Source organism: Lentimicrobium saccharophilum, from assembly GCF_001192835.1.
GTDB classification, from domain to species: domain Bacteria; phylum Bacteroidota; class Bacteroidia; order Bacteroidales; family Lentimicrobiaceae; genus Lentimicrobium; species Lentimicrobium saccharophilum.
The window spans coordinates 892,350-913,405 of record NZ_DF968182.1 but is presented as its reverse complement, the minus strand read 5'-3'; the positions used below and the strand labels follow the sequence as shown (position 1 = coordinate 913,405).

Below are 21,056 nucleotides of genomic sequence, written 5' to 3'. Positions count from 1 at the left end.
ATTAATCACTAACACAACTTTTTATGTTAAAAGAACATCCTAAAGGGCTGCTGGTGGCGTTTTTCTCCAATATGGGGGAACGCTTCGGCTTTTACACCATGATGGCGATACTGGTATTGTTTCTGCAGGCCAAATATGGCTTGACAGAATCTCAGGCCGGCGAGTACTATTCATGGTTCTACTTCGGAATCTACGCCCTCGCACTGATCGGAGGAATCCTTGCTGATGCTACAAGAAAGTACAAATTTGTGATCCTGATGGGCATTGTGATCATGTTTGCCGGATATGTTGTTATGGCGATTCCCGGCAACCCTCTGGCCATCACACTCACCGGATTATTCACCATCGCGCTGGGTAACGGCCTTTTCAAAGGTAATCTCCAGGCTGTTGTTGGTCAGATGTACGATAACCCCGCTTATTCGAAGGTTCGCGATACGGCATTCATGATTTTCTACATGGGTATCAACATCGGCGCGTTCTTTGCGCCTTTTGTAGCAACCGGCATCCGCAACTGGTTTCTCAGAACCCAGGGATTCGAGCATGACGGCAGCCTTCCGGCAATGTGCCATGCCTACACCAATGGAACCCTTGAAGATGTCTCAAAATTTCAGGAGTTGGCCAACTCAGTTTCAGGCTCGGTAGTTTCTGATCTCGGGGCTTTTGCCAACGATTACATCAATGCTTTTGCCAAAGGATATAATTACGCCTTTGGTATTGCTGCCATAGCGATGGTTATTTCCCTGCTTGTTTACATTGTCTTCAACAAGCTGCTCCCCAGCGTTGAGAAAGTTGCCAAAACCGACAATGATCAGGGCAAAGCCAAAACGAACATTGTCAGTTTCCTGCTGGCCGCCGGATTAATGGTGACCACTTCCGTAATATTCTATTTTGTTATGGATGATGTTGCACTGGGTGCTGCCGTCGGTCTTTTCGTCGGCTTTGTGGCCATGATGTTCCAGATATCTACCAAAGAAGAACGTCCAAGGGTGACCTCACTGATCCTCGTATTTTTTGTTGTGATCTTCTTCTGGATGTCATTCCACCAAAACGGACTTACCCTTACTTTCTTCGCCCGCGATTATACCGTTAAAGAAGTCGGACCTTTTACCAATATCTTCTTTAAGCTCGAATCCATTCTTGCATTCATCGGTGCTGTTGCCGGTGTTATTTTATTACTCTTCAACAAGAAAAACAGCAACAGACTGATTGGCGGCGCCATGACCCTGGTTTTTGGCGCTTTGACCTGGTATTTTATCTCCAGAAGTTCTGCCAGCAATCCCATTGCCCCGGAAGTATTCCAGTCATTTAACCCGCTGTTTATCGTATCACTGACATTCCCGGTAATGGCAGTCTTTACCTGGCTTCAGAAGAAAAACATGGAACCCTCAACACCCAAGAAGATTGGTATCGGAATGATCATCGCTGCCATCGGATTCGTGGTTATCCTTGTTGCTTCTGTTGGTCTTGTTTCTCCTCACGAACTGCAGTTCGTTGAAAACGGGGTAACAAAATACAACCCGGTACCCGACTCCTCAAGGGTTGTACCTTACTGGCTGATCAGCAGTTACCTGATCCTGACCATTGCTGAATTATTCCTTAGCCCCATGGGTCTGTCGTTTGTTTCGAAAGTTGCACCGGCACGGTTCCAGGGTCTGATGCAGGGAGGATGGCTCCTCGCTACGGCAGTTGGTAACAAATTCCTTTTTGTAGGAAGTAAATTCTGGGGTCAGCTTGACCTGTGGCAACTCTGGGCAATTTTCATTGTCTGTTGTATCCTGTCGGCCGTATTTATTTTCTCGATTATGAAACGGCTTGAAGCTGCAACCAAATAATATTGCATTCCCTTGAACCTGTAAGAGGCTGTCCGGGTTGGACAGCCTCTTCTTTTAATTTTCTGAATGCTTTCAGTAACTCCGGTATAAAAAATGAGACTACATTGTAAACCAAATTAATGCAATTTTGCAGTTTCAGATATTTACCAGTATTTCTGCATGAATATTTTTCCCGGCAATAAACGTTACAACAGTTACAACGAATACTTTAAGCGCACCTTCGGAAGCAGGGTGCAGAAAGTATCCATTGATGCCGGTTTCACCTGCCCCAACCGCGACGGTACCGCCGGTTCCGGAGGCTGTACCTATTGCAACAACGACGCCTTCAATCCTTCGTACTGCATCCCTTCTAAAAGCATAACCCAACAGATCGAAGAGGGCATCGCATTTCACAAAGTAAGGTACCGCAGGGCGATGAAGTACCTGGCTTATTTCCAGACGTACTCAAATACCTATGCCCCCCTTGCCCACCTGAAAGAGATTTATGAGGAAGCGCTGCAACATCCCGATGTGGCAGGCCTGGTGATCGGCACCCGCACCGATTGCATGGATGATGAAAAACTGGCCTATTTCAGCCGGCTTTCAGATAATTATTATGTGATGATTGAGTACGGACTGGAAACGACCAACGAGCAAACCCTTATGGCCATCAACCGTGGGCATACTATGGCCCAGGCTGCAGCTATGATCAGGAAAACGGCAGATTACGGACTCAAAACCGGCATCCACCTGATTTTCGGGCTGCCGGGCGAGACCAGGCAGGAGATGCTCGACAGGGCCGGTATCATCTCCGCGCTTCCGCTGACAACCGTAAAGTTTCATCAGCTTCAGATTGTAAAAGGCACGAAAATGGCCATGCAATTCCGGGAACAACCCGGAATGTTCTCCCTTTTCAGCCTGGAAGAATACATCAGCTTTATTGTATCGTTTATCGAACGGCTGAATCCATCTTTTGTAATTGAACGCTTTACCGGAGAAGTGCCGCCCCGCTTTCTGGAAAGCCAGCCCTGGAGCAACCTGCGTGCTGATCAGGTAGCAATAATGATTGAAGAAGAACTGACAAAACGGGATACCTGGCAGGGAAGGTATTTTCGGCCACAACTCTGATCAGGGAATCCTGTAACCAGTTAGAGCCAGACCGCAGGATATGGATAATTTCCTGCTACCTCTTCTCTCCCTGTTGAATGGCCCGGTCAGGTTTCAACCGTTTGGCCTCTTTCAGCGCACGGCTGATGATCCACTCAATCTGTCCGTTGGTGCTTCTGAATTCGTCTGCCGCCCATTTCTCAAGGGCTTCCATCAATTCAGCATCAATTCGTAAAGCAAAGGATTTCTTCTGCCCCATTGTATCAGCTTTCTTTTTGCTTCCTTGCGTATTATCAGCTAAATTCCGTGTCCTTTACGGTGCTGGTGCATAATGTATCGTGAAAGGTAAGTTTGTAAAACCACCAGCAACAGCCATTCTTCACGGCGTTTCAGGCTGTCACTGACCTGAAGGTCGAAATCATATTTAAACCCCTTCCAAAGGAATTTTGTCCGCAGCACCGCCATCTCCCGCTTATCGTTGTCCATAAGAACATAACGGTAATCAAAAAATCCTTTGGGCTGAAAAATGTAAGATTGCCTGTGGCCCTGACGGATCACATCAATCAGGGTTTTCCCGTTCCACTTCCTGTTAAAGGCAATCTCAGCCTTGCTGTTATGGAGAATTTCAAATTTGCTTCTCCAGATATCAAGCGGCCTGATTTCATATTCATCTCCGCCGGAAAGGCGGATGGTCGCCTGGTATGACATCCGTTTGAGATATGTCAGCGTAGCCAGGCGCTCATCTCCTTCCTGATAGGCAATATTTTTAGCATCAATGGTTATGGCTTTCATTGCTAGCACCGCTCCCGCCTTTGTGATTACTACTGATGTAAAGTTCCTGTATTAATTACAGGGCTGGCATCCTTATCGGAACAGAGCACTACCATCAGATTGCTCACCATGGCTGCTTTCTTCTCTTCGTCCAGATCAACAAGTTTCTTTTCCGAAAGCTGGGCCAGCGCCATTTCAACCATACTGACAGCGCCTTCAACAATCTTAACGCGGGCTGCTATAATGGCAGAGGCTTGCTGGCGGCGCAGCATAGCGCCGGCAATCTCCGAAGAATACGCCAGATAACTGATCCTGGCTTCAATAACATCTATACCTGCGCGCTCCAGCCTTTCCGAAAGCTCCTGCTCGAGCACATGGTTGACTTCCTCACCACCGGCCCTGAGCGTAATCTCTGACTGCTCATCGTCGAAATTGTCATACGGATAATGCCCGGCCAGTTTGCGGATGGCCGCCTCACTCTGAATTTCTACATAATGAATGTAGTCGTCAACTTCAAAAGCCGCATTGAAAGTGTCCTGCACTTTCCATACCAGCACAATACCGATCATGATCGGGTTTCCGATCTTGTCGTTCACCTTGATGGGATCGCTGTTCAGGTTTCGTGCACGGAGCGAAATTTTCTTTTTAGTGTAAAACGGATTCACCCAGAAAAAACCGTTGTGTTTCACCGTACCGATATAATCACCGAACAAAACCAGCACACTCGACTCGTTTGGATTGACAACCAGGAAGCCGGGCATCAGGAAAAAAGCGACAAGAAGTACAGCGCCTGAAACAATCATCAGCCATACAACCTCATTGTAGATGACCACATTGTAGATAAATAATGCAATCATTGCCAGTACAACAACCAGCATCAAATAACCCGACATGGGGCGGACAAATTTTTCTTTAGGTTCCATTTTGATATCATTTTGATATTGCAAATATACTATTTAAGATTTACCTTTGTCAAGACTTTCAGAAAATATTTTTTTTGAAAAGATTTTCCGTCCAAACTTTTACTTTTGTTCATACTTTCAATTGAATTGATTTGTGAAAAGAAAAACCTACCGGCATATATTTTTCGACCTCGATAAAACCCTATGGGATTTCGAAACCAACAGTGTGGAGACATTCAGGGAAATATTCAGCAAATACAGGCTGGCGGAGAAGGGGGTGGATTCATTTGACCGGTTTCTTGAAAGGTATAATTACCATAACCTGATGTTGTGGGAGTTCTACCGGCAGGGAGAAATTGTAAAGGAAGTACTCAACATCCGCCGGTTTGCACTTACCCTTCACGAATTCGGGATCGTTGACAACCTGCTGAGCAGCAATATGGCCAACGACTATGTTACCCTCAGTCCGACCAAAACCAACCTCTTCCCTGATACACATGCAATTCTTGAATACCTGGGGGATAAATACAAACTTCACATCATCACCAACGGATTTGAAGAAGTACAGTATAAGAAGCTTAACAATGCCGGGTTAATGAAATATTTTACATCCGTGATTACCTCCGAGGACGCAGGAGCCAGGAAACCAGAGCCCCGGATTTTTGAATATGCATTGCAGCGGTCAGGTGCAGAATCTGAAGAGAGCCTGATGATCGGCGATGATGAAGAAGTTGATATACTTGGCGCCCTGTCGGTGGGAATGGACCAGGTACTGGTTGACTATAACGGAGAAGCTCAGGATTCAAAAGCGACATTCCGTATCTGCAAACTCAGCGAACTGTTCAGTCTGTTGTAATAAAAAAGGCCGCCCGAGGGCAGCCTTTAGATCTATTTCAGCGTGTATTACTTGCTTTGAGGAGCCGGAACCGGTTTAGCGGCTTTGGCTTTGTCGCCGCTGCAGCATGCCTTGGCTTTTTCGCTGGAGCAAGGAGTTGCGCAACCGGCTTTTGCTTCGGTAGATTTGGCGCTTGTGCAGCATCCTTTGGCATCTTTCTTCTCAACTGCAGGAGCAGCAGCAGCATCGGTTTTGGCAGAAACTACTTTTTCAGTAGACTTTTTTGCAGGAGCATTTTGTGCATTAACTGTTGATACGGCAAAAGCAAAAGTCAGCGAAACAACAGAAAACAGAATTGCAAATTTTTTCATAGAGGATTGGCGTTAGATTTGTCGCAAAGATACGACCTGTTCGCAGAATCCATATATTCAAAAATGTTAATATTTTGTTAAAGTACTGATTTGGCAAGATTTTGCAATGGGAAAACTACATTTCTGCCAGAACGGTCAGTTTTCCGCTTACCTTTTGATTAAGGCTGACTTTAACAACTGCATCCAACGGAAGAAATACATCCACCCGGGAGCCAAACTTTATAAATCCGATTTCATCACCCTGTCGGATATTATTGCCCTCCCTTGCATAGCAAACGATCCGGCGCGCCATGGCACCGGCAATCTGTCTGACCAGGACCTGCGTTCCACGTGCATTTTCAATTACTATGGTAGTCCGTTCATTTTCAACGGATGATTTGGGATGCCATGCCACAAGGTATTTACCTGGATGGTATTTCATATAACACACGGAACCGGAAACAGGAGCCCAGTTTACATGCACATTGTTCGGTGACATAAACACCGAAATCTGCCTTCTCTTCCCTTGAAAAAATTCCGGTTCGGCGACTTCCTCAATGGCAACAATTTTACCGTCGGCCGGGCTGAGAACCAGAGATTCATCAGGCACGACCAATCTTTTCGGGGACCTGAAAAACCGCACTATCCAGACAAACATCAGGACCAGCAGCCCCCAGACAACATAGTGAAGCCACAAAGGCATGGGAATCAACCCGGTAACCGGCGAAATTATCCCAAGGGCAATAAATGCAATAAGAATAATCAGGTATCCCTCTTTATGTATTCCCATGATCCGTCGAATCTTTATAAATGAAATGATTAACCCTTGCCGAACGGCAGATTATTGATTATCTGCCGGAACGATCATCTCTCATTACTACCTGAGAAAACTAATAATCAGGTATACAAATGGAGCAGCAACCAAAACGGCATCAAACCTGTCAAGTATTCCTCCGTGGCCCGGCAGCAGGGAACCTGAGTCTTTAATCCCGGCACTTCGTTTCAGCATGGATTCAATCAGATCGCCCAGCGTGCCAAAAATAATGATTACAAGTGCAACCAGCATCCATTCAAGGGAAGAAAATTCAAGAAAGGAGGCAGAAATCATATATGCAGTGAGTAATCCGGCCACCGTTCCACCGGCAAATCCTTCCCATGATTTCCCGGGGCTGATCCGTTCAAGCATTTTCCTTTTGCCAGCCATAGAACCTACTATGTAAGCTCCTGAATCATAGATCCATAGAATCAGAAAGAATCCGAGCAGGGCGCCTCCGTGTATCCATCCGCGATCAGCTTCAGGATTGAAGAATCCATTCAGCAAGGCCAGCGGAAGCACAATCCAGGTAATTCCCAGCAGCGAAGCGGCCACGTTGCTGAAAGGCTTGCCGGTATTCCGGAAAAGTTCAGCGATCAGCAGTAACGGAACAATCAAAAATCCGGCCCTCAGGTAATCCGGCGATAACAAACCTGTCATGACCGCTACCACACCTGCATATACCAGGATTGAAGCAAGCAGTGAAGCTGCCCTTGCAGGGTATAAATCAAGGCGGGCCATCACCCTGAAATATTCAAGCATCCCACCAACCGAAACAAGCAAAAACAATGATGCAAATACCCACGGGCACAGCAATACTGATCCAATGATAAATATTACGAAGAAAGTACCCGTAATGGTACGTTTTATAAAATTATTCACGATTCAGCTTATTGATGATTTGCATAGCAAGGAATGCTTCATCCACCTGTACATAAAGTTCCACTTCTCCTATCAGGTAGACAGAATCCTGCTTATTAACTGTAATTGCCATAATCTGGTGCTCTTCAAGCATACCCTTTATCAGTTCAGCTTCATGCAGGTGGTTGGTGGTGAATATGCAGGTCCAGCCTTCCATACTTTCCGTTCTTGCCAGTTATTCAACATCATCTGCCATAAACAGATAGACTTCTTTAGGCCCATGCGCACCCATCACCAGTGTTTTCTCAATATCGGCTGTCCTGCTGGGCCCTGTCACCACCGAAATCATCGAGGGCAGCCTGCCGCTGTATTTGATCCTCATTTTTTCAATGGCATCTTTCAGGTCATTTACCACCTGCGAAGTAAACGCAATAACAACATGAATTTCAGGATAAGCGTGCATGCGTCGTCCGGACTTCTGCCTGGATGAAACCATGATACTCCCGAACCGGGCAATCAGGTACTCACAGGAGGTAACAGCCACCTTCATTGATTCAATATCATCGTCGCCGGTTTTTACCTTAATGCCTGCATGCCTGAGCAGGCCCGTCAGGGCTTCATCCTTGCACCATGCCTGCTCCCAGAGATGATCATCAAAAACCAGCCTGACCTTTTTCACCATATCTTCGGGTGATTCGCAAAATATAAACTTCCCTCCTGACAGGGCAAACTCCCGGGCAAAGTTGATATCGGGAGGTTCATTCATAGGCTTGTAAACCGGAGAATCGAATTCAACCCCGGGGAATGGATTTTCGGCGGGTTCAATCAGCGCATGCCGGATATTCTTCAACACTTTTTCACGGGTCGTGCTTTCCCGGATATGTTCCGGACGGGTGTTGAATTTATTGCGCGCTTTCATTGCCTCAGTTTATCAACGCTGATTATTGATTTTCATCGGGTTGAACCGGTTCTGCCGGTTGTGGTTCAACAGGCTGTATACCGGAATCACTCCCCTGTCCTGCATTTTCAGATGGCCCGTTCTGCCCGTTAAATTCATGCGACTCATCAAAAGGTCTTTTTCCGAAAATGGTTTCCAGATCCTCGCGGAAAATTACTTCTTTTTTCAGAAGTATAGATGCCAGCTCTTCCAATTTATCACGGTTTTCTGAAAGGATCTCCTTGGCACGGCTGTATGCCTGTTCAATGATTTTCTTGATTTCTGTATCAATAAGCTGAGCGGTTGCTTCGCTGTATGGCTTACTGAATGAGTATTCCTGCTGACCTGTCGAGTCATAATAACTCACATTCCCGATCTCTTTGTTCAGACCAAAGTAAACAACCATGGCGTATGCCTGCTTGGTCACCTTTTCAAGGTCGTTCAGTGCCCCGGTAGAAATTTTCCCGAAAACCACATCTTCCGAAGCTCTTCCGCCCAGAGTGGCAACAAGCTCGTCAAACATCTGCTCATAAGTGGTTATCTGACGCTCTTCGGGCAGATACCATGCCGCTCCGAGCGCTTTGCCGCGGGGAACTATGGTAACCTTAACCAGTGGATGCGCATATTGCAGCAACCAGCTTACCGCGGCATGTCCGGCTTCGTGAAAAGCAATGACCTTCTTCTCCTGGGGAGAAATAATTTTGTTCCGCTTTTCCAGACCGCCGATGATCCGGTCAATGGCATCCATAAAATCCTGCTTGCTGATCTCTGTCTTGTTTCTTCTGGCAGCGATCAATGCAGCTTCGTTGCATACATTGGCAATATCGGCTCCAGAAAAACCGGGCGTTTGTTTCGAAAGAAAATCAACGCCGACGGATTCGTCGAATTTCAGGGGTTTCATATGCACTTTAAAGATTGCCTTTCGCTCTTCCAGATCGGGCAATTCCACATGAATCTGCCTGTCGAAACGGCCGGCACGCAGCAGGGCGCGGTCGAGTATATCGGCGCGGTTGGTCGCCGCCAGAATGATAACACCGGCATTGGTGGCAAAACCATCCATCTCGGTGAGCAGCTGATTCAGGGTATTCTCACGTTCATCATTGGCTCCGGTAATCTGGTTCCTTCCCCTGGCCCGGCCAATGGCGTCAATCTCATCGATAAAGATGATACAGGGAGCCTTCTCTTTGGCCTGCTTAAAAAGGTCGCGTACCCGTGAGGCACCGACCCCTACGAACATTTCAACAAAATCAGATCCCGATAGGGAGAAAAAAGGCACCTTTGCCTCTCCGGCAACCGCTTTGGCAAGCAGGGTTTTCCCTGTTCCGGGAGGGCCAACCAGTAAGGCCCCTTTGGGGATTTTGCCGCCAAGGGTAGTATATTTCTTCGGATTCTTCAGAAAATCCACTATTTCCATGATTTCTACCTTGGCTTCTTCCAATCCGGCCACATCATTAAAATTGATGCTAACGTGTGTATCCTTGTCAAAAAGCTGAGCCTTGGATTTGCCGATATTGAAGATCTGGCCGCCACCCCCGGCGCCGCGGCTCATCATCCGCATGATGAAAAACCAGGCCCCGATCAGCAGCAGCACCGGTAATATCCATGAAAGCGCGTCACCCCATACATTGCGTCTGGTAAGATTTTCAATATAAACCGGTTTCTCAAAATCCTTTTGGATATCACTGACATCCTTCTCGAAAGTTTCAACCGACCCAATATTATAGACATATTGCGGACGGGTGCTGCCAAATCCCTCACCAGGTCTGACTTCCTTGAATTTCTCAAGCGCCAGCTTGTCTTTCTTGATAAATACCTCAGCAAACTCTTTATTGACAAGCACCAGGCGTTCAATCTCCTGATTCAGGATCATCTCTTTTAATTCGCCCCACCCGATGTTCTTCACCGTGGTGTTCCAGTTCATCAGCTGCAAGCCGATGATTAATACTGCCAGCAAGGCATAAATCCAATAATAACTGAATCTGGGTTTATTGTTTTTCAGCTTCGGATCAGGCCTGTTATTGCTTTCAGGTTTCTTTTCGTTCGTATCGTTCATAGTTATGTCAGACTTCCTCTGCGGATGCGTTTTTCTTTGTTTTTTTCTTCGCCGGAGGTGCAGGCTTGCAAAGCCTGATTTCAGCGTCGGCCCACAAATCTTCCAGGCGATAGTATTTCCGGGCAGTTTCCTGAAATATGTGAACAACAACATCTACATAATCCAGCAATACCCATTCTGCATTCTCAAATCCTTCTTTCTTCCATACATTATGCCCTACCGCCTTTTTTACCTCCATCTGCACTGAATCAGCAATGGCCTCTACCTGGGCACGGGAACCGGCATGGCAAACTACAAAAAAGTCGGCCACCGCATTATGCATTTTACGGAGATCGATGGTCACTACATCTTCTCCTTTTTTCTCAAAAATTCCTTCTGTTACGATAGTGGCCAGCATTTCGGATGCAGACCTGACTTTTTTACCCGCCATAGGCCATTAATATAATATTTTTGCAAAGTTAATCAATAAAAACCGGTATTTAAAGAAAGCTGCCACCGGTAGCCCGCTTTTCGGGCAAACTGATGACATCAGGCAGCATATCAACAATTATACCGCCGATTCTTCTGCCATATTTAACCAAGCCAATACAGCATGAAGTCAAAGTTACCTGGAATGATTGAACTCCGCGAAACCGCTTCGACCAACGATTATATGGAGATGCTGCTGAACACTTCAAACCCGGAAGAGGGATTAATTGTTTACGCAAAGTATCAGACTTCAGGCAAAGGGCAGGAAAATAACCGCTGGGAAAGTGAAGCCGGTAAAAATATCCTGGCAACCGCGGTGCTCTATCCATGCTTCCTACGCCCGGATCAGCAGTTTTTCCTGACAATTGTTGTTTCCTTGTCAGTATGTACACTGATCAGTAAAACAGAGCCAACATTGCAGCCAATGATCAAATGGCCAAACGATATCTATCTGAATAATAGAAAAATTGCAGGAATACTGATAAAAAACGCCCTGAGCGGCAACAACATTCAGCATACAATTACCGGCCTCGGCATGAACATCAACCAGACCAGCTTTTCAGCCAACGCGCCGCTGGCGGTGTCCCTGTCAGGAATCACCGGCAAAACCTATCATATCCCGACGCTTCTGACAAATTGGCACGAAAGTCTGATGTGGTGGTACAGCCAACTCAGGGAAAACCGGTTCTCCTTGCTTGAGGCTGCATACCTCGACCGGCTTTACCTGATTAATCAGCCGGCTGAGTTCATAATAAATGGGAAACGTTTAACGGCTATGATTGCCGGTATTGGTGAATTCGGGAAACTCAGGCTGAACGGAGAGGATGGTAGTGAATATTTATGCGATCTGAAGGAAGTAGTTTTTGTCCCTTCCGGCAAATAAGAAGAACCGCCAATATTTAATTCAAAGACAAATCAGCTGACCGCTTCACAGATTTCCTTCAGCTTCACTGCCAGGATATTGATAAAATTGCCCAATGGGCGCGAAGCCATCATCATCAGCATAGGGCTGAGATCGGCATTAAACTGCAGCTTAACCCTGGATGTATCCGTTCCGGTTTCATCAATAAAACACTGAAGATCAAAAGGAAACGGAACTTTTCCATCGGCAACGATATCTATCCGGCTATTGGGAATCCGCGACCTGTAGCGCATTCCAAGTGTTGCCATGTTCTGGATGTTAAAACTGCAGCTTTCGCTGTCCGACTTCCAGTCGGTTACCTGAGGCGGCATCAGTTTCTCAAAATTGCCGAAGTCTGCGAGAAATTCAAAGATATACCCGGGATCACGGGCAATAATCACCTCATCACTATTGAATGTTGCCATAAGAAGGGAATTATTTACCCCAGTTTTCCGGATTCTCGCGCCAGCTGATCAGTGACTGGAGATCAGATTCCTTGATGTAATCCCTTTCAAGGGCCTGCTTGATCAACTGATCATAATTGGTAAGCGTACGAAGGGTGCATTTTTCCTTTTTGAAATTGGTTTTGGCGGAATCAAGCCCATAGGTAAAAATCGCCACCATGCCCTTTACGTTGCAACCTGCGTCGCGCAGAGCCTTCACCGCAGCAAGGCTGCTCTGTCCGGTGGATACCAGGTCTTCAACTACCACCACCGATTGGCCCGACTCAACAACCCCCTCAATCTGGTTGGTAAGACCATGCTCTTTCTTGGCAGAACGGACATAAACAAAAGGCAGGCCAAGATCCTGAGCCACCAGTACCCCGTGGGCGATAGCCCCGGTTGCAACACCGGCAATCAGATCAATGGAGCCAAACTCCTCTCCGATCATTTTGGCAAACTCCTGACGTACAAAAGTGCGTACCTTTGGATAGGATAAAATCTTACGGTTATCACAGTAAATCGGAGACTTAATCCCCGAACTCCATGTAAAAGGATTATTAACGTCAAGTTTTATTGCTTTAATTTGCAATAAGAACTCTGCTGTATCCAGTGCTAGTGAATCATTTTTACTCATGCGGCAAATGTACAAAGTTTTTTATAATGATTGTCCGGTAATTCTTACTGATTCACTACCTGAGGTGAAATCAGAAGAAAGCGGGCGTGTAGCTGTGATAAACTCGCGCAGGGATTTGAAAGAGGCTGTAAAATACTTTCTGAAAATCCCCTCATCCCAACCGCTTACAATATATAACAACGGAAACATAAAGAAATTGCTCGACGACTTTATTTCACTCTTCTGGTACCTTGAGGCATCGGGCGGCATTGTCCGGAATCTGACCGGTGAACGGTTGTTTATTTACAGATTCGGGAGATGGGACCTGCCAAAAGGCAAGATTGAAAAAAATGAAACACCTGCCGCTGCCGCGATAAGGGAGGTTACAGAAGAAACCGGAATCACAGGGCATAATCTTGTTGCAGAACTGCCTTCGACTTTTCATATATATGAACATAAAGGCAAAAAGGTACTGAAAAGGACTTACTGGTATGCAATGTCGTACACAGGCAATGCCATTCCGGTTCCGCAACTTGAGGAAGAAATTACCCGGGCAGAATGGATTGAGAAAAGCAACTTAAGCACCATTCTCAGCAGTACCTATGCCTCATTGCACGATCTGATCCGTTTTGACATCAACCTCAGGCCCTGATGCTTTAAATCCGGATTACAAAATTGCAATCCTTCAAGGGCTCAACCAAGGATTTTCAGGGGAATCCCGGTTTAAAGAGATTTATGTTAAATTTGCCTTAAAGAAAACATCCCTTATGATCAAACGAGCAGTTTTTCCGGGTTCTTTCGATCCTATAACCCGCGGACACGAAAACATTATCCGCAGGGCCCTGCCCCTGTTCGATGAGATTATTGTTGCAATCGGCCTTAACATTGAAAAGAAAAATTATTTCGATCTCAACGACAGGATCAGATGGATTCAAATGGTTTTTGCAGACTGTCCCCGGATAAAAGTGGACAGCTATTCCGGATTAACGGTGGATTACTGCAGGGACGTTTCGGCTTCTTTTATTCTCAGAGGGTTGCGCACCTCCGCCGATTTTGAGTTTGAACGGACCGTGGGCCAGGTCAATAAAAAACTTTACCCCGACATAGAAACAGTATTTCTGCTGACCACCCCGGATTATACCTCCATAAACTCTTCCATCGTTCGCGATGTATACAAAAATGGCGGAGATGTCAGTATATTTATACCGGATGCGGTAAAACTACCTGTAACAGGAAAAAACAAATAAATATTCGGAAACAGGGCATTCCTGTAAGTAAAAACACCATGCCCGGCATGATCAGTCTGAAACGAAAATTCAGGCTTCCGGCTGGCTGAAGATGCTGAAATTAACCTTCCCGTACTTCCGTTTTTGTAAAAACCCTTCAAAACCTTCGAAGTTGTATTCGCGCGAGTGTTCAACAACCAGCCAGCCACCGGGTTTCAGCAGGGTTCGCTTCATTACTGTGAGGGGGATCTCTTCAACCCCCTGCAGCTCGTAAGGCGGGTCACAGAAGATAATATCATAACGGGTATCGCAGTTACGCAAGAATCTGAAGGCATCCGACCTGAATGAAAGCACTGCCTCGAAGCCAAGGTCCGTTACTGTTTTTCTGATGAAGTTTACGCATCTCAGTTCAAGATCAATGCTTGTCACGCCCCTGGCTCCCCTGCTGGCAAATTCATAGGTGATATTCCCTGTTCCGGCAAAAAGGTCAAGCACCGTTACATCCTCCAGGTCGAAATGATTCACGAGAATATTAAACAGCGCCTCTTTGGCTAGGTCAGTGGTCGGCCTTACAGGCAGGTTGCGGGGGGCATGGATTTGCCTGCTTTTATGGGTTCCGCTTATGATTCGCATAGCGAGGGGCTCAAAAGGGTGTAATAGCGGTGAGTTTTAGATTGAACGGTAACATAACCCCCGATGTGAGGTCCTGATTGTTCAAGTATGTCAACATTTTTTACATACTTTGCAACCAGCCTGAAGAGTGCGTCATCCTTACCGGCTTTCCCTGACAGAAACAGCGGCGTTTTCTCAGGATTCAGTGCCAGTTGTTCCATGACAAACATAATAAAGTAAACAGTATCCTCGTACGTGCGGCATTCAAATGCATTGCAGAAAACCGGCAGTCCGCCCCTTAGAACAATAATCCCAGCAGCGTCGAATTCAATATTAACAAAGATAAGTTCAGGTGCTTCGGTGCGTTTAAACCTCGGGAGCAGTGAGTCAAGCAGAGCCCCTGTCTCATGGACCATCAGGGTGTCCGGAAACCGTGATTCAACCTCATGCAGCAATCCCCGGTAAATGCCGTAAACCAGACGTATATCAGCGGATCTGAGTTTCTGAACCAGAATCTGTGAATCTGCTCCGATTTTGTGAACAAACTGCAGGTAAGCACCTCTCAGGCTATCGTTAAACAAAGGACCCGGGATAAGGGTAAAAAAGCGGCTGTGGAAAATGGTGCATACCTTTCGGTAACTTCTGGTAAGCACCGGATGGGTAGTTAAAAGCCGGTTCAGATAATCGCTGTAAAGGATACCGGCCATGGGCCCGTCCTTAATGCGGACCGAATCAGGAAAGGTTAAAGATTCGAGCCCGATATACTGGTTATGAACCGGCGAGTAAACGGAAAAAGAAAGTCCATCCGGCTCAATCCGGATGGACAGGTAAAATTCTTCTGATAATGCCGGATCAAATAGACGGTCGTAAACGCTGAGCTGCGTCTGATATTCACCGGGCATATTTAACAAATCTACTCCCAGTTACCGTCGGTGGTTGCTTCAGTGAGCGACCCCATTTTGATTCCCGGATATCTGTTCATGGTTTTCTGTTGCTCGGCAAGGTTGATTACGTCCTGTTTATCAAGATCAAAAAGGTAATACTCATAAGGCACCAGAATCTCCATTACCGGAACAATCACACCTCCTTTATCCACTTTAGCTGTACTTATTTCGAATTTCCGGCCTTCTGAATGCGGAATTAAAGCAAGGTCTTCCAGCACAAAGTTTACCCGCTTGGAATACAATGAGTCGGCAATCCCTATAAACCCGATGGTGTCATTGATGGTTTTGGTAAACGTGGTGTCATTGGGATCAGCAACCATTTTAACAACCGGAATCTGCCCCGTTCTCAGAAACTCAAATAGAGTGTCAAAACTGCTTGTATAAGCGTTGTTGAACTGCTTGTAAAAGGTCTGCGCAGTCCTGATGTCCTTTAATTTCGCAACTATCTGGGAATTGCGGGCATTGAGTTCCTCCTGAAACCTGATGGGCTTCATAATGGAAGCATAAAGCAGATAAGCCAGAACAATGACTACTATCGCCAAAACAACCTTGATAACAGTACTTTTCATAAGAAATAAAATTTTTTCGCATTGCAAATGTATAATAAAATTTGATTGTTCAATCCCTAAACCGGATTTTTATTCATGCCTTGCAACGTTAACCGATACAGGGAATTACGAACGCTTATTGACTGATTATTCCCTGCAGATCAGATTAATTCACCGGTTACAATCTCTCATTCGCTCAATTCAATCCGGACTTAAAAGATATGCCGCGATATTATTGAATATCCTTTTGAATGCAATTGTATTAATGACTGCATTTATCATTTTTTATGAAACTTATATACAATGTTTGGCATGTAATTAGTTATATTTGCCGGCAAGTGTAATTTTTAACCAAACCAGAATACAAATGAAAAAAGGAAAAATGTTAAAGGCCTTTGTTGCTGTTGTTGCGCTCACGCTTAGTTTAAACCTGGCTACTGCCCAATCCATCGAAGATGCAACCAATGCCTATAACCGTGGTGTGGAACTTGCCGCATCCGACCTTCCCAAAGCAGTTGAAGCATTGTTGCAGGCAGCTTCGATTGCGGAAAAAGCAGGACCTGAGGCTCAGGAAATTCTAACGCTTTCAAGGCAACAGGTTCCGGTTCTTCAATACAATCATGCGACTGCATTGTATAAGGAGAAAAAAATTGATGAAGCCATCACCAACTTTGAACTTGCGCACAACTATGCAGTTGAGTTCGGCGATAACGGCATTCAGGCAAAAGCCGATGACCTTCTGCCCAAGTTATACCGTGTAAAAGGCAATAATGAATACAAGGCAGGCAAATACATTGAAGCGCTGGAAAGTTTTGAAAAAGCATTGGGTTATGACCCGGATTTTGCCGGTGCTCACCTCAGCAAAGGACTTGTTTACAACAAGCAGAACAAGAATGATGAGATGAAAGCTGCCATGGATGCTGCCATCGAAGCTGGTTTAAAAACCAATGACTCAAAAACCGTAGAGCAGGCCCGTAAATTTATGAGCGACAATCTGATTGTTGACGCCAATGCCGCTTTCAAGAAAAATGATTTCAATGCCACGGTAGAAATGCTGAATGAATCGGTTAAATACTCCGAAAGCAATCCTGAAGCATTTTACCTTTTCGCTGTAGCTTACAACAAACTCTCGCGTTGGGATGATGCCATAGCCACTGCAGAAAAAGGAATGGCACTTGAAGAAAATACTCCCGCCAAGCAAGCCAGATTCCATTTTGAGATCGGTATGGCCCAGGCAGGAAAAGGGTCAACCGGAGATGCCTGTGCTTCTTTCAAAAAGGCCGCTGTCGGCCCCCTGGCCGAATCTGCCAACTACCAGATTAAGACTGTCCTGAAGTGCAGCTGATAGCCTCAGGTTCTGAAATAACCCTGAAAGGGTGATCAAAAGCAGCTGAACAAAAACAACATTGTTCAGCTGTTTTTTTTACTTGTACCAAAGGTTAACTTAATGCCGGGCAACGGAAAAAAATCCAGGCAATACTGATTATGGCCAGTTAGCGCTTATTGAGAATAATGAGCGCGGCAATAACCCCTGGAATCCAACCGGCAAGGGTAAGTATAAAAACAATGAGAAATGAGCCGCACCCTTTATCCAGCACGGCAAGGGGAGGAAAAATAATGGCCAGCAGAACGCGGAGAATGGACATATCAACCTTAATTTTGGTCAAAAATAATGATATTGCCCGAAAATCTTATGTATATTTTGTAAGTTTGGGGATATGGACAAGTTTTCGGTTCACTTTTGTGATGCCATCAGGGATTACCTGGATTTCCGCGCAAGAAAATATCCTGCAAAAAGCGTTTTGAAGCTGATCTGTGACAGATATCAACTTGATGCCGCAGAAAGAACGATGCTTTTCCGGGGGATCACCCTGCCTGAAACTGCACAGAACAGACTGGCAAAGCTTTGCGGTCTGCCGCCGGCAGGGAGCCTTTTCCATGTTGACTATTTTAACCAATGCCTGATCATCGTAAGTTACCTAACCGGTAAAAGGGTCTTTATTTCCTGCGATGGTGTTTTAAGGGATGCATCAGGATTTCATGGAAAAAAGATTCCTGAGCATTTGTTTCTCAGATCAGTTGAGCTGGTTTTTAAAACACTCGAAAGTTTCCGACCCGCAGGCATAATTTTTTATGCTGATAATCAGATTAACCGGGCCGACCAATTGGCATCGGTTGCCGATGAATTATCCGGCCATGCATCCGTCAATTGCCGTATACTGATGACAGACAAGGCAGATGCAGAACTTACTTCGGCTACTGAAGGGATAATCTGTACCGCAGATTCGGCTATTATCGACCGCGCGCAATTGCCGGTTTTTGATCTGGCGAAATACATCCTGGAAAACAATTTCAATCCTGTATTTCAGGACCTCAGAAACATCTGTGCTTCAACGCAGTTTCCACAGATTCCTCCTGCCACCTGAAAAAGTATCAGAACCGGTCATTATAAAAGGTTATTACCGCACAAAACAGCATACTCCGGGATATCACTGCAAAAATCCAGCTGCTTATCCTGGTAGTTCACTTTTGCGCAATAATGCTCTATCCCATTGGTAATTAACAAATAATCAACCTTCAATGCCAGATTATATGCAGATGCCTGAAAAAAAACCTCTTCGGTTAGCGGAACCTTGGGAGCCTTGCATTCTGCAATCATCACCGGACGTCCGTCAGGCGCAAATACCAGCAGATCAAAACGGCGAGGCATACGGTTTACCCTGAGACCACGCTCAGATGCGACCATGTGTTCGGGTACTTTCCTGTCAATACAGAGATACTGAATGAGGTGCTGCCGGACCCACTCTTCAGGGGTAAGGGCTACAAATCGTCTGCGCAAAGGGTCAAAAATCTCACGTCGCTGAGATGTTTCTCTGATCCTGAATTTGTAACCCGGAAAATTCAGCGGTTGCATGGTTGAGGGTCTGTATTGCATTATAACTGCAACATTATATCAAAAACCTTACATTTGCAATAAAATAAGTTATTTGTTCAAAGCACTTAAATGACAGGCCGGGCATGAAAACCAAACAGGAAATCACAGAGAACTGGCTCCCGAGATATACAGGCACTTCTCTTCAGGAGTTTGGCGGGTATATATTGCTGACAAACTTCAGCCATTACCTTGAACTTTTTGCCCACTGGAACAATGTTGAAATTAGGGGCGTAAACAGGGCCATGCCGAGTGCAACGGCCGGAGATATCACCATGATCAATTTCGGCATGGGAAGTGCCAATGCAGCGACCATAATGGACCTGCTCGGAAGCATCAGGCCCCAGGCCGTTTTGTTTCTCGGCAAATGCGGTGGCCTCAAACACAGGGCGGAACTCGGCGACCTCATACTACCCATCGCTGCTATCCGCGGCGAAGGAACCTCCGATGATTATTTCCCTCATGAGGTGCCTGCCCTGCCGGCCTTCAGCCTGCAGAAAGCCATATCCACAACCATCCGGGATTTCAACCGGGACTACTGGACCGGAACAGTATACACCACCAACCGGCGGGTTTGGGAGCATGATGATGTTTTTAAAGAATACCTTCGTTCAATCAGGGCCATGGCCATTGATATGGAAACCGCAACAATATTCAGTGTTGGGTTTTTCAATGAAATCCCCACAGGGGCCCTTTTGCTGGTATCGGATCAGCCAATGATCTCTTCGGGTGTTAAAACCGAGGAAAGCGACAGGCACGTTACAGAGGAGTTTGTTGAAATCCACCTTAAAATCGGCATTGAATCCCTCAAGCAACTTATCAATAGAGGTTTAACGGTAAAGCACCTTCGTTTCTGATCAAATCATCTCATGACCACTGATTTCAACCGTATCCTGTCTGACCTGAAAAAGCGGATTTATTATCCTGTGTATCTGCTGAGCGGCGAAGAGCCCTATTTTATTGACCTGATAAGCGATGCCATTGAACGGGAAGTGCTCAGTGACATTGAAAAGGAATTTAACCAGACAATTCTTTACGGCCGCGATGTGAATGCAAGTATCATCCTTGACCACGCCAAGCGCTATCCGATGATGTCGAGCCACCAGGTTGTCATCGTTAAAGAAGCTCAGGAAATAAAAACCCTCGACGACCTGATACCATACATCGAGAAACCACTGAATACCACCATCCTGGTTCTTTGCTACAAATACAAAAAATTCGACAAACGAAAGTCTATCTATAAACTAATTGATAAAAAAGGGGTGGTTTTTGATTCAGCCAGAATTTATGAGGAAAAGATTCCGGGCTGGATCGTGGCACAGGTTGAAACCAGCGGCTACTCCATCAGCCCAAAAGCTTCAAGTATGATCTCCGACGCCCTGGGCAATGACCTGAGCAAAGTATCGAATGAACTTGGCAAATTATATATCAATCTGCCCAAAGGAAGTCTGATCACGGAAAAACTGGTTGAAGACAACATCGGCATCAGTAAAGACTATAATTTTTTCGAGTTGCAGAAAGCGCTGGTTAACAGAAATATCCCTAAAGCAAACCGGATCATCGCCTACTTTGCTTCAAATCCAAAGGAGAATCCCCTGATAAAAAATGTGATCCTGTTGTTTCACTTTTTTTCAAAGGTGCTGCTCTATCATTCAGTCAGAAGTAAATCTGATGCTGAGGCCGCATCGGTATTGGGTGTTCAGGCATATTTTCTGAATGACTACAAGACTGCCGTTCGCTGTTACAGCCCTGGAAAGGTCGTAGAGATTATCGGCCTGCTCAGGGAATATGACCTTAAAAGCAAGGGCGTTGATGCAGGTTCAGCTACCGACGGAGAATTAACGAAAGAACTCATATACAAGATTCTGCATTAACAGGGCCAGAACCACTGGGGTGCCGGAAAAACGGGTATAATAAATGAATATAAT

At 45.7% G+C, this 21,056-nt stretch carries 27 protein-coding genes; 10 read left to right on the top strand and 17 right to left on the bottom strand.

The genetic code is table 11. From position 1 onward, the window contains the following. Nucleotides 1–23: 23 nt before the first annotated feature. Nucleotides 24–1,832, top strand: a complete 1,809-nt coding sequence (locus tag TBC1_RS03305) for a peptide MFS transporter (protein ID WP_062038489.1) — start codon at nt 24–26, stop codon at nt 1,830–1,832. Between the two features lie 159 nt (nt 1,833–1,991). After that, on the top strand, nt 1,992–2,939 hold the full coding sequence (locus TBC1_RS03300) for a TIGR01212 family radical SAM protein (RefSeq protein WP_062038487.1): 948 nt from the start codon (nt 1,992–1,994) through the stop codon (nt 2,937–2,939). A gap of 55 nt (nt 2,940–2,994) precedes the next feature. Here the strand turns inward: TBC1_RS03300 and TBC1_RS03295 are convergent, their stop codons facing one another. From TBC1_RS03295 to TBC1_RS03285, 3 genes are read right to left on the bottom strand one after another with little or no spacing between them, the layout of a single operon-like run. Then, nucleotides 2,995–3,177 (bottom strand): hypothetical protein, encoded by a 183-nt coding sequence (locus TBC1_RS03295; protein ID WP_062038484.1) that lies wholly within the window; start codon nt 3,175–3,177, stop codon nt 2,995–2,997. Nucleotides 3,178–3,215: 38 nt separating this feature from the next. Beyond that, nucleotides 3,216–3,710 carry a hypothetical protein gene (locus tag TBC1_RS03290; RefSeq protein WP_062038481.1) on the bottom strand — a complete coding sequence of 165 codons (495 nt, stop codon included), beginning with the start codon at nt 3,708–3,710 and terminating at the stop codon, nt 3,216–3,218. Nucleotides 3,711–3,739: 29 nt separating this feature from the next. Beyond that, nucleotides 3,740–4,612: an SPFH domain-containing protein gene (locus TBC1_RS03285; RefSeq protein WP_062038478.1), complete on the bottom strand. Its 873-nt coding sequence runs from the start codon at nt 4,610–4,612 to the stop codon at nt 3,740–3,742. A gap of 133 nt (nt 4,613–4,745) precedes the next feature. On the opposite strand from TBC1_RS03285, the gene TBC1_RS03280 reads away from it, so the two are divergent. Then, nucleotides 4,746–5,447, top strand: a complete 702-nt coding sequence (locus tag TBC1_RS03280; protein WP_062038475.1) for a YjjG family noncanonical pyrimidine nucleotidase — start codon at nt 4,746–4,748, stop codon at nt 5,445–5,447. Between the two features lie 47 nt (nt 5,448–5,494). Here TBC1_RS03280 and TBC1_RS03275 read toward each other — a convergent pair whose 3' ends face one another. The 7 genes from TBC1_RS03275 to rsfS all read right to left on the bottom strand — a co-directional run bounded on the left by TBC1_RS03275 (nt 5,495) and on the right by rsfS (nt 10,871). Beyond that, the gene (locus TBC1_RS03275; RefSeq protein ID WP_062038472.1) at nt 5,495–5,797 is read right to left on the bottom strand and encodes a hypothetical protein; all 303 of its coding nucleotides are present in this window, start codon (nt 5,795–5,797) and stop codon (nt 5,495–5,497) included. Nucleotides 5,798–5,912: 115 nt separating this feature from the next. Further along, the gene (locus TBC1_RS03270; RefSeq protein WP_062038469.1) at nt 5,913–6,566 is read right to left on the bottom strand and encodes a phosphatidylserine decarboxylase family protein; all 654 of its coding nucleotides are present in this window, start codon (nt 6,564–6,566) and stop codon (nt 5,913–5,915) included. An 87-nt stretch (nt 6,567–6,653) separates the two neighbouring features. Next, nucleotides 6,654–7,472, bottom strand: a complete 819-nt coding sequence (locus TBC1_RS03265; RefSeq protein ID WP_062038466.1) for a phosphatidate cytidylyltransferase — start codon at nt 7,470–7,472, stop codon at nt 6,654–6,656. Continuing rightward, the gene (locus tag TBC1_RS03260; RefSeq protein ID WP_062038463.1) at nt 7,465–7,668 is read right to left on the bottom strand and encodes a putative signal transducing protein; all 204 of its coding nucleotides are present in this window, start codon (nt 7,666–7,668) and stop codon (nt 7,465–7,467) included. Before TBC1_RS03260 ends, TBC1_RS03265 begins: the two co-directional genes overlap by 8 nt. A gap of 18 nt (nt 7,669–7,686) precedes the next feature. Continuing rightward, a complete protein-coding gene (locus TBC1_RS03255) occupies nt 7,687–8,370 on the bottom strand; it encodes a LutC/YkgG family protein (RefSeq protein ID WP_062038460.1) in 684 nt (227 codons plus the stop codon). A 22-nt stretch (nt 8,371–8,392) separates the two neighbouring features. Further along, complete coding sequence (gene ftsH, locus TBC1_RS03250; RefSeq protein ID WP_082189458.1) at nt 8,393–10,441, bottom strand: ATP-dependent zinc metalloprotease FtsH; 2,049 nt, start codon at nt 10,439–10,441, stop codon at nt 8,393–8,395. Nucleotides 10,442–10,448: 7 nt separating this feature from the next. Beyond that, nucleotides 10,449–10,871, bottom strand: a complete 423-nt coding sequence (gene rsfS, locus TBC1_RS03245; RefSeq protein WP_062038457.1) for a ribosome silencing factor — start codon at nt 10,869–10,871, stop codon at nt 10,449–10,451. 162 nt (nt 10,872–11,033) lie between these two features. On the opposite strand from rsfS, the gene TBC1_RS03240 reads away from it, so the two are divergent. Then, nucleotides 11,034–11,792, top strand: a complete 759-nt coding sequence (locus TBC1_RS03240) for a biotin--[acetyl-CoA-carboxylase] ligase (RefSeq protein WP_082189457.1) — start codon at nt 11,034–11,036, stop codon at nt 11,790–11,792. Between the two features lie 32 nt (nt 11,793–11,824). Here the strand turns inward: TBC1_RS03240 and TBC1_RS03235 are convergent, their stop codons facing one another. Both TBC1_RS03235 and pyrE read right to left on the bottom strand, forming a co-directional pair. Further along, nucleotides 11,825–12,235 carry an SRPBCC family protein gene (locus TBC1_RS03235; protein ID WP_062038450.1) on the bottom strand — a complete coding sequence of 137 codons (411 nt, stop codon included), beginning with the start codon at nt 12,233–12,235 and terminating at the stop codon, nt 11,825–11,827. 10 nt (nt 12,236–12,245) lie between these two features. Then, nucleotides 12,246–12,887, bottom strand: coding sequence for an orotate phosphoribosyltransferase (gene pyrE, locus TBC1_RS03230; protein ID WP_062038447.1), 642 nt, complete (start codon nt 12,885–12,887; stop codon nt 12,246–12,248). A 7-nt stretch (nt 12,888–12,894) separates the two neighbouring features. Here pyrE and TBC1_RS03225 point away from each other — a divergent pair, with 7 nt between their 5' ends. Both TBC1_RS03225 and coaD read left to right on the top strand, forming a co-directional pair. Next, complete coding sequence (locus TBC1_RS03225; RefSeq protein ID WP_172668813.1) at nt 12,895–13,518, top strand: NUDIX hydrolase; 624 nt, start codon at nt 12,895–12,897, stop codon at nt 13,516–13,518. A 115-nt stretch (nt 13,519–13,633) separates the two neighbouring features. Beyond that, entirely contained in the window at nt 13,634–14,113 is a 480-nt protein-coding gene (coaD, locus tag TBC1_RS03220) for a pantetheine-phosphate adenylyltransferase (protein ID WP_082189591.1), read from the top strand. Between the two features lie 69 nt (nt 14,114–14,182). Here coaD and TBC1_RS03215 read toward each other — a convergent pair whose 3' ends face one another. From TBC1_RS03215 to TBC1_RS03205, 3 genes are read right to left on the bottom strand one after another with little or no spacing between them, the layout of a single operon-like run. Beyond that, on the bottom strand, nt 14,183–14,725 hold the full coding sequence (locus TBC1_RS03215) for an RsmD family RNA methyltransferase (RefSeq protein ID WP_062038441.1): 543 nt from the start codon (nt 14,723–14,725) through the stop codon (nt 14,183–14,185). Then, nucleotides 14,713–15,606 carry a DUF3822 family protein gene (locus tag TBC1_RS03210; RefSeq protein ID WP_062038438.1) on the bottom strand — a complete coding sequence of 298 codons (894 nt, stop codon included), beginning with the start codon at nt 15,604–15,606 and terminating at the stop codon, nt 14,713–14,715. Before TBC1_RS03210 ends, TBC1_RS03215 begins: the two co-directional genes overlap by 13 nt. Nucleotides 15,607–15,617: 11 nt before the next feature. After that, a complete protein-coding gene (locus TBC1_RS03205; RefSeq protein ID WP_062038435.1) occupies nt 15,618–16,217 on the bottom strand; it encodes a hypothetical protein in 600 nt (199 codons plus the stop codon). Nucleotides 16,218–16,563: 346 nt separating this feature from the next. Between TBC1_RS03205 and TBC1_RS03200 the strand changes: the two genes are divergently transcribed. Next, nucleotides 16,564–17,541, top strand: coding sequence for a tetratricopeptide repeat protein (locus TBC1_RS03200; protein ID WP_062038432.1), 978 nt, complete (start codon nt 16,564–16,566; stop codon nt 17,539–17,541). A gap of 148 nt (nt 17,542–17,689) precedes the next feature. Here TBC1_RS03200 and TBC1_RS17385 read toward each other — a convergent pair whose 3' ends face one another. After that, nucleotides 17,690–17,842 (bottom strand): YqaE/Pmp3 family membrane protein, encoded by a 153-nt coding sequence (locus TBC1_RS17385; RefSeq protein ID WP_082189590.1) that lies wholly within the window; start codon nt 17,840–17,842, stop codon nt 17,690–17,692. A gap of 72 nt (nt 17,843–17,914) precedes the next feature. Between TBC1_RS17385 and TBC1_RS03195 the strand changes: the two genes are divergently transcribed. After that, nucleotides 17,915–18,622, top strand: coding sequence for a DUF434 domain-containing protein (locus tag TBC1_RS03195; protein WP_062038429.1), 708 nt, complete (start codon nt 17,915–17,917; stop codon nt 18,620–18,622). A gap of 20 nt (nt 18,623–18,642) precedes the next feature. Here the strand turns inward: TBC1_RS03195 and TBC1_RS03190 are convergent, their stop codons facing one another. Continuing rightward, complete coding sequence (locus TBC1_RS03190; protein ID WP_172668812.1) at nt 18,643–19,110, bottom strand: type I restriction enzyme HsdR N-terminal domain-containing protein; 468 nt, start codon at nt 19,108–19,110, stop codon at nt 18,643–18,645. A 104-nt stretch (nt 19,111–19,214) separates the two neighbouring features. Between TBC1_RS03190 and TBC1_RS03185 the strand changes: the two genes are divergently transcribed. Further along, on the top strand, nt 19,215–19,985 hold the full coding sequence (locus tag TBC1_RS03185; protein ID WP_062038423.1) for an AMP nucleosidase: 771 nt from the start codon (nt 19,215–19,217) through the stop codon (nt 19,983–19,985). A gap of 12 nt (nt 19,986–19,997) precedes the next feature. Then, complete coding sequence (gene holA, locus TBC1_RS03180) at nt 19,998–21,002, top strand: DNA polymerase III subunit delta (protein WP_062038420.1); 1,005 nt, start codon at nt 19,998–20,000, stop codon at nt 21,000–21,002. Nucleotides 21,003–21,056: the final 54 nt, after the last annotated feature.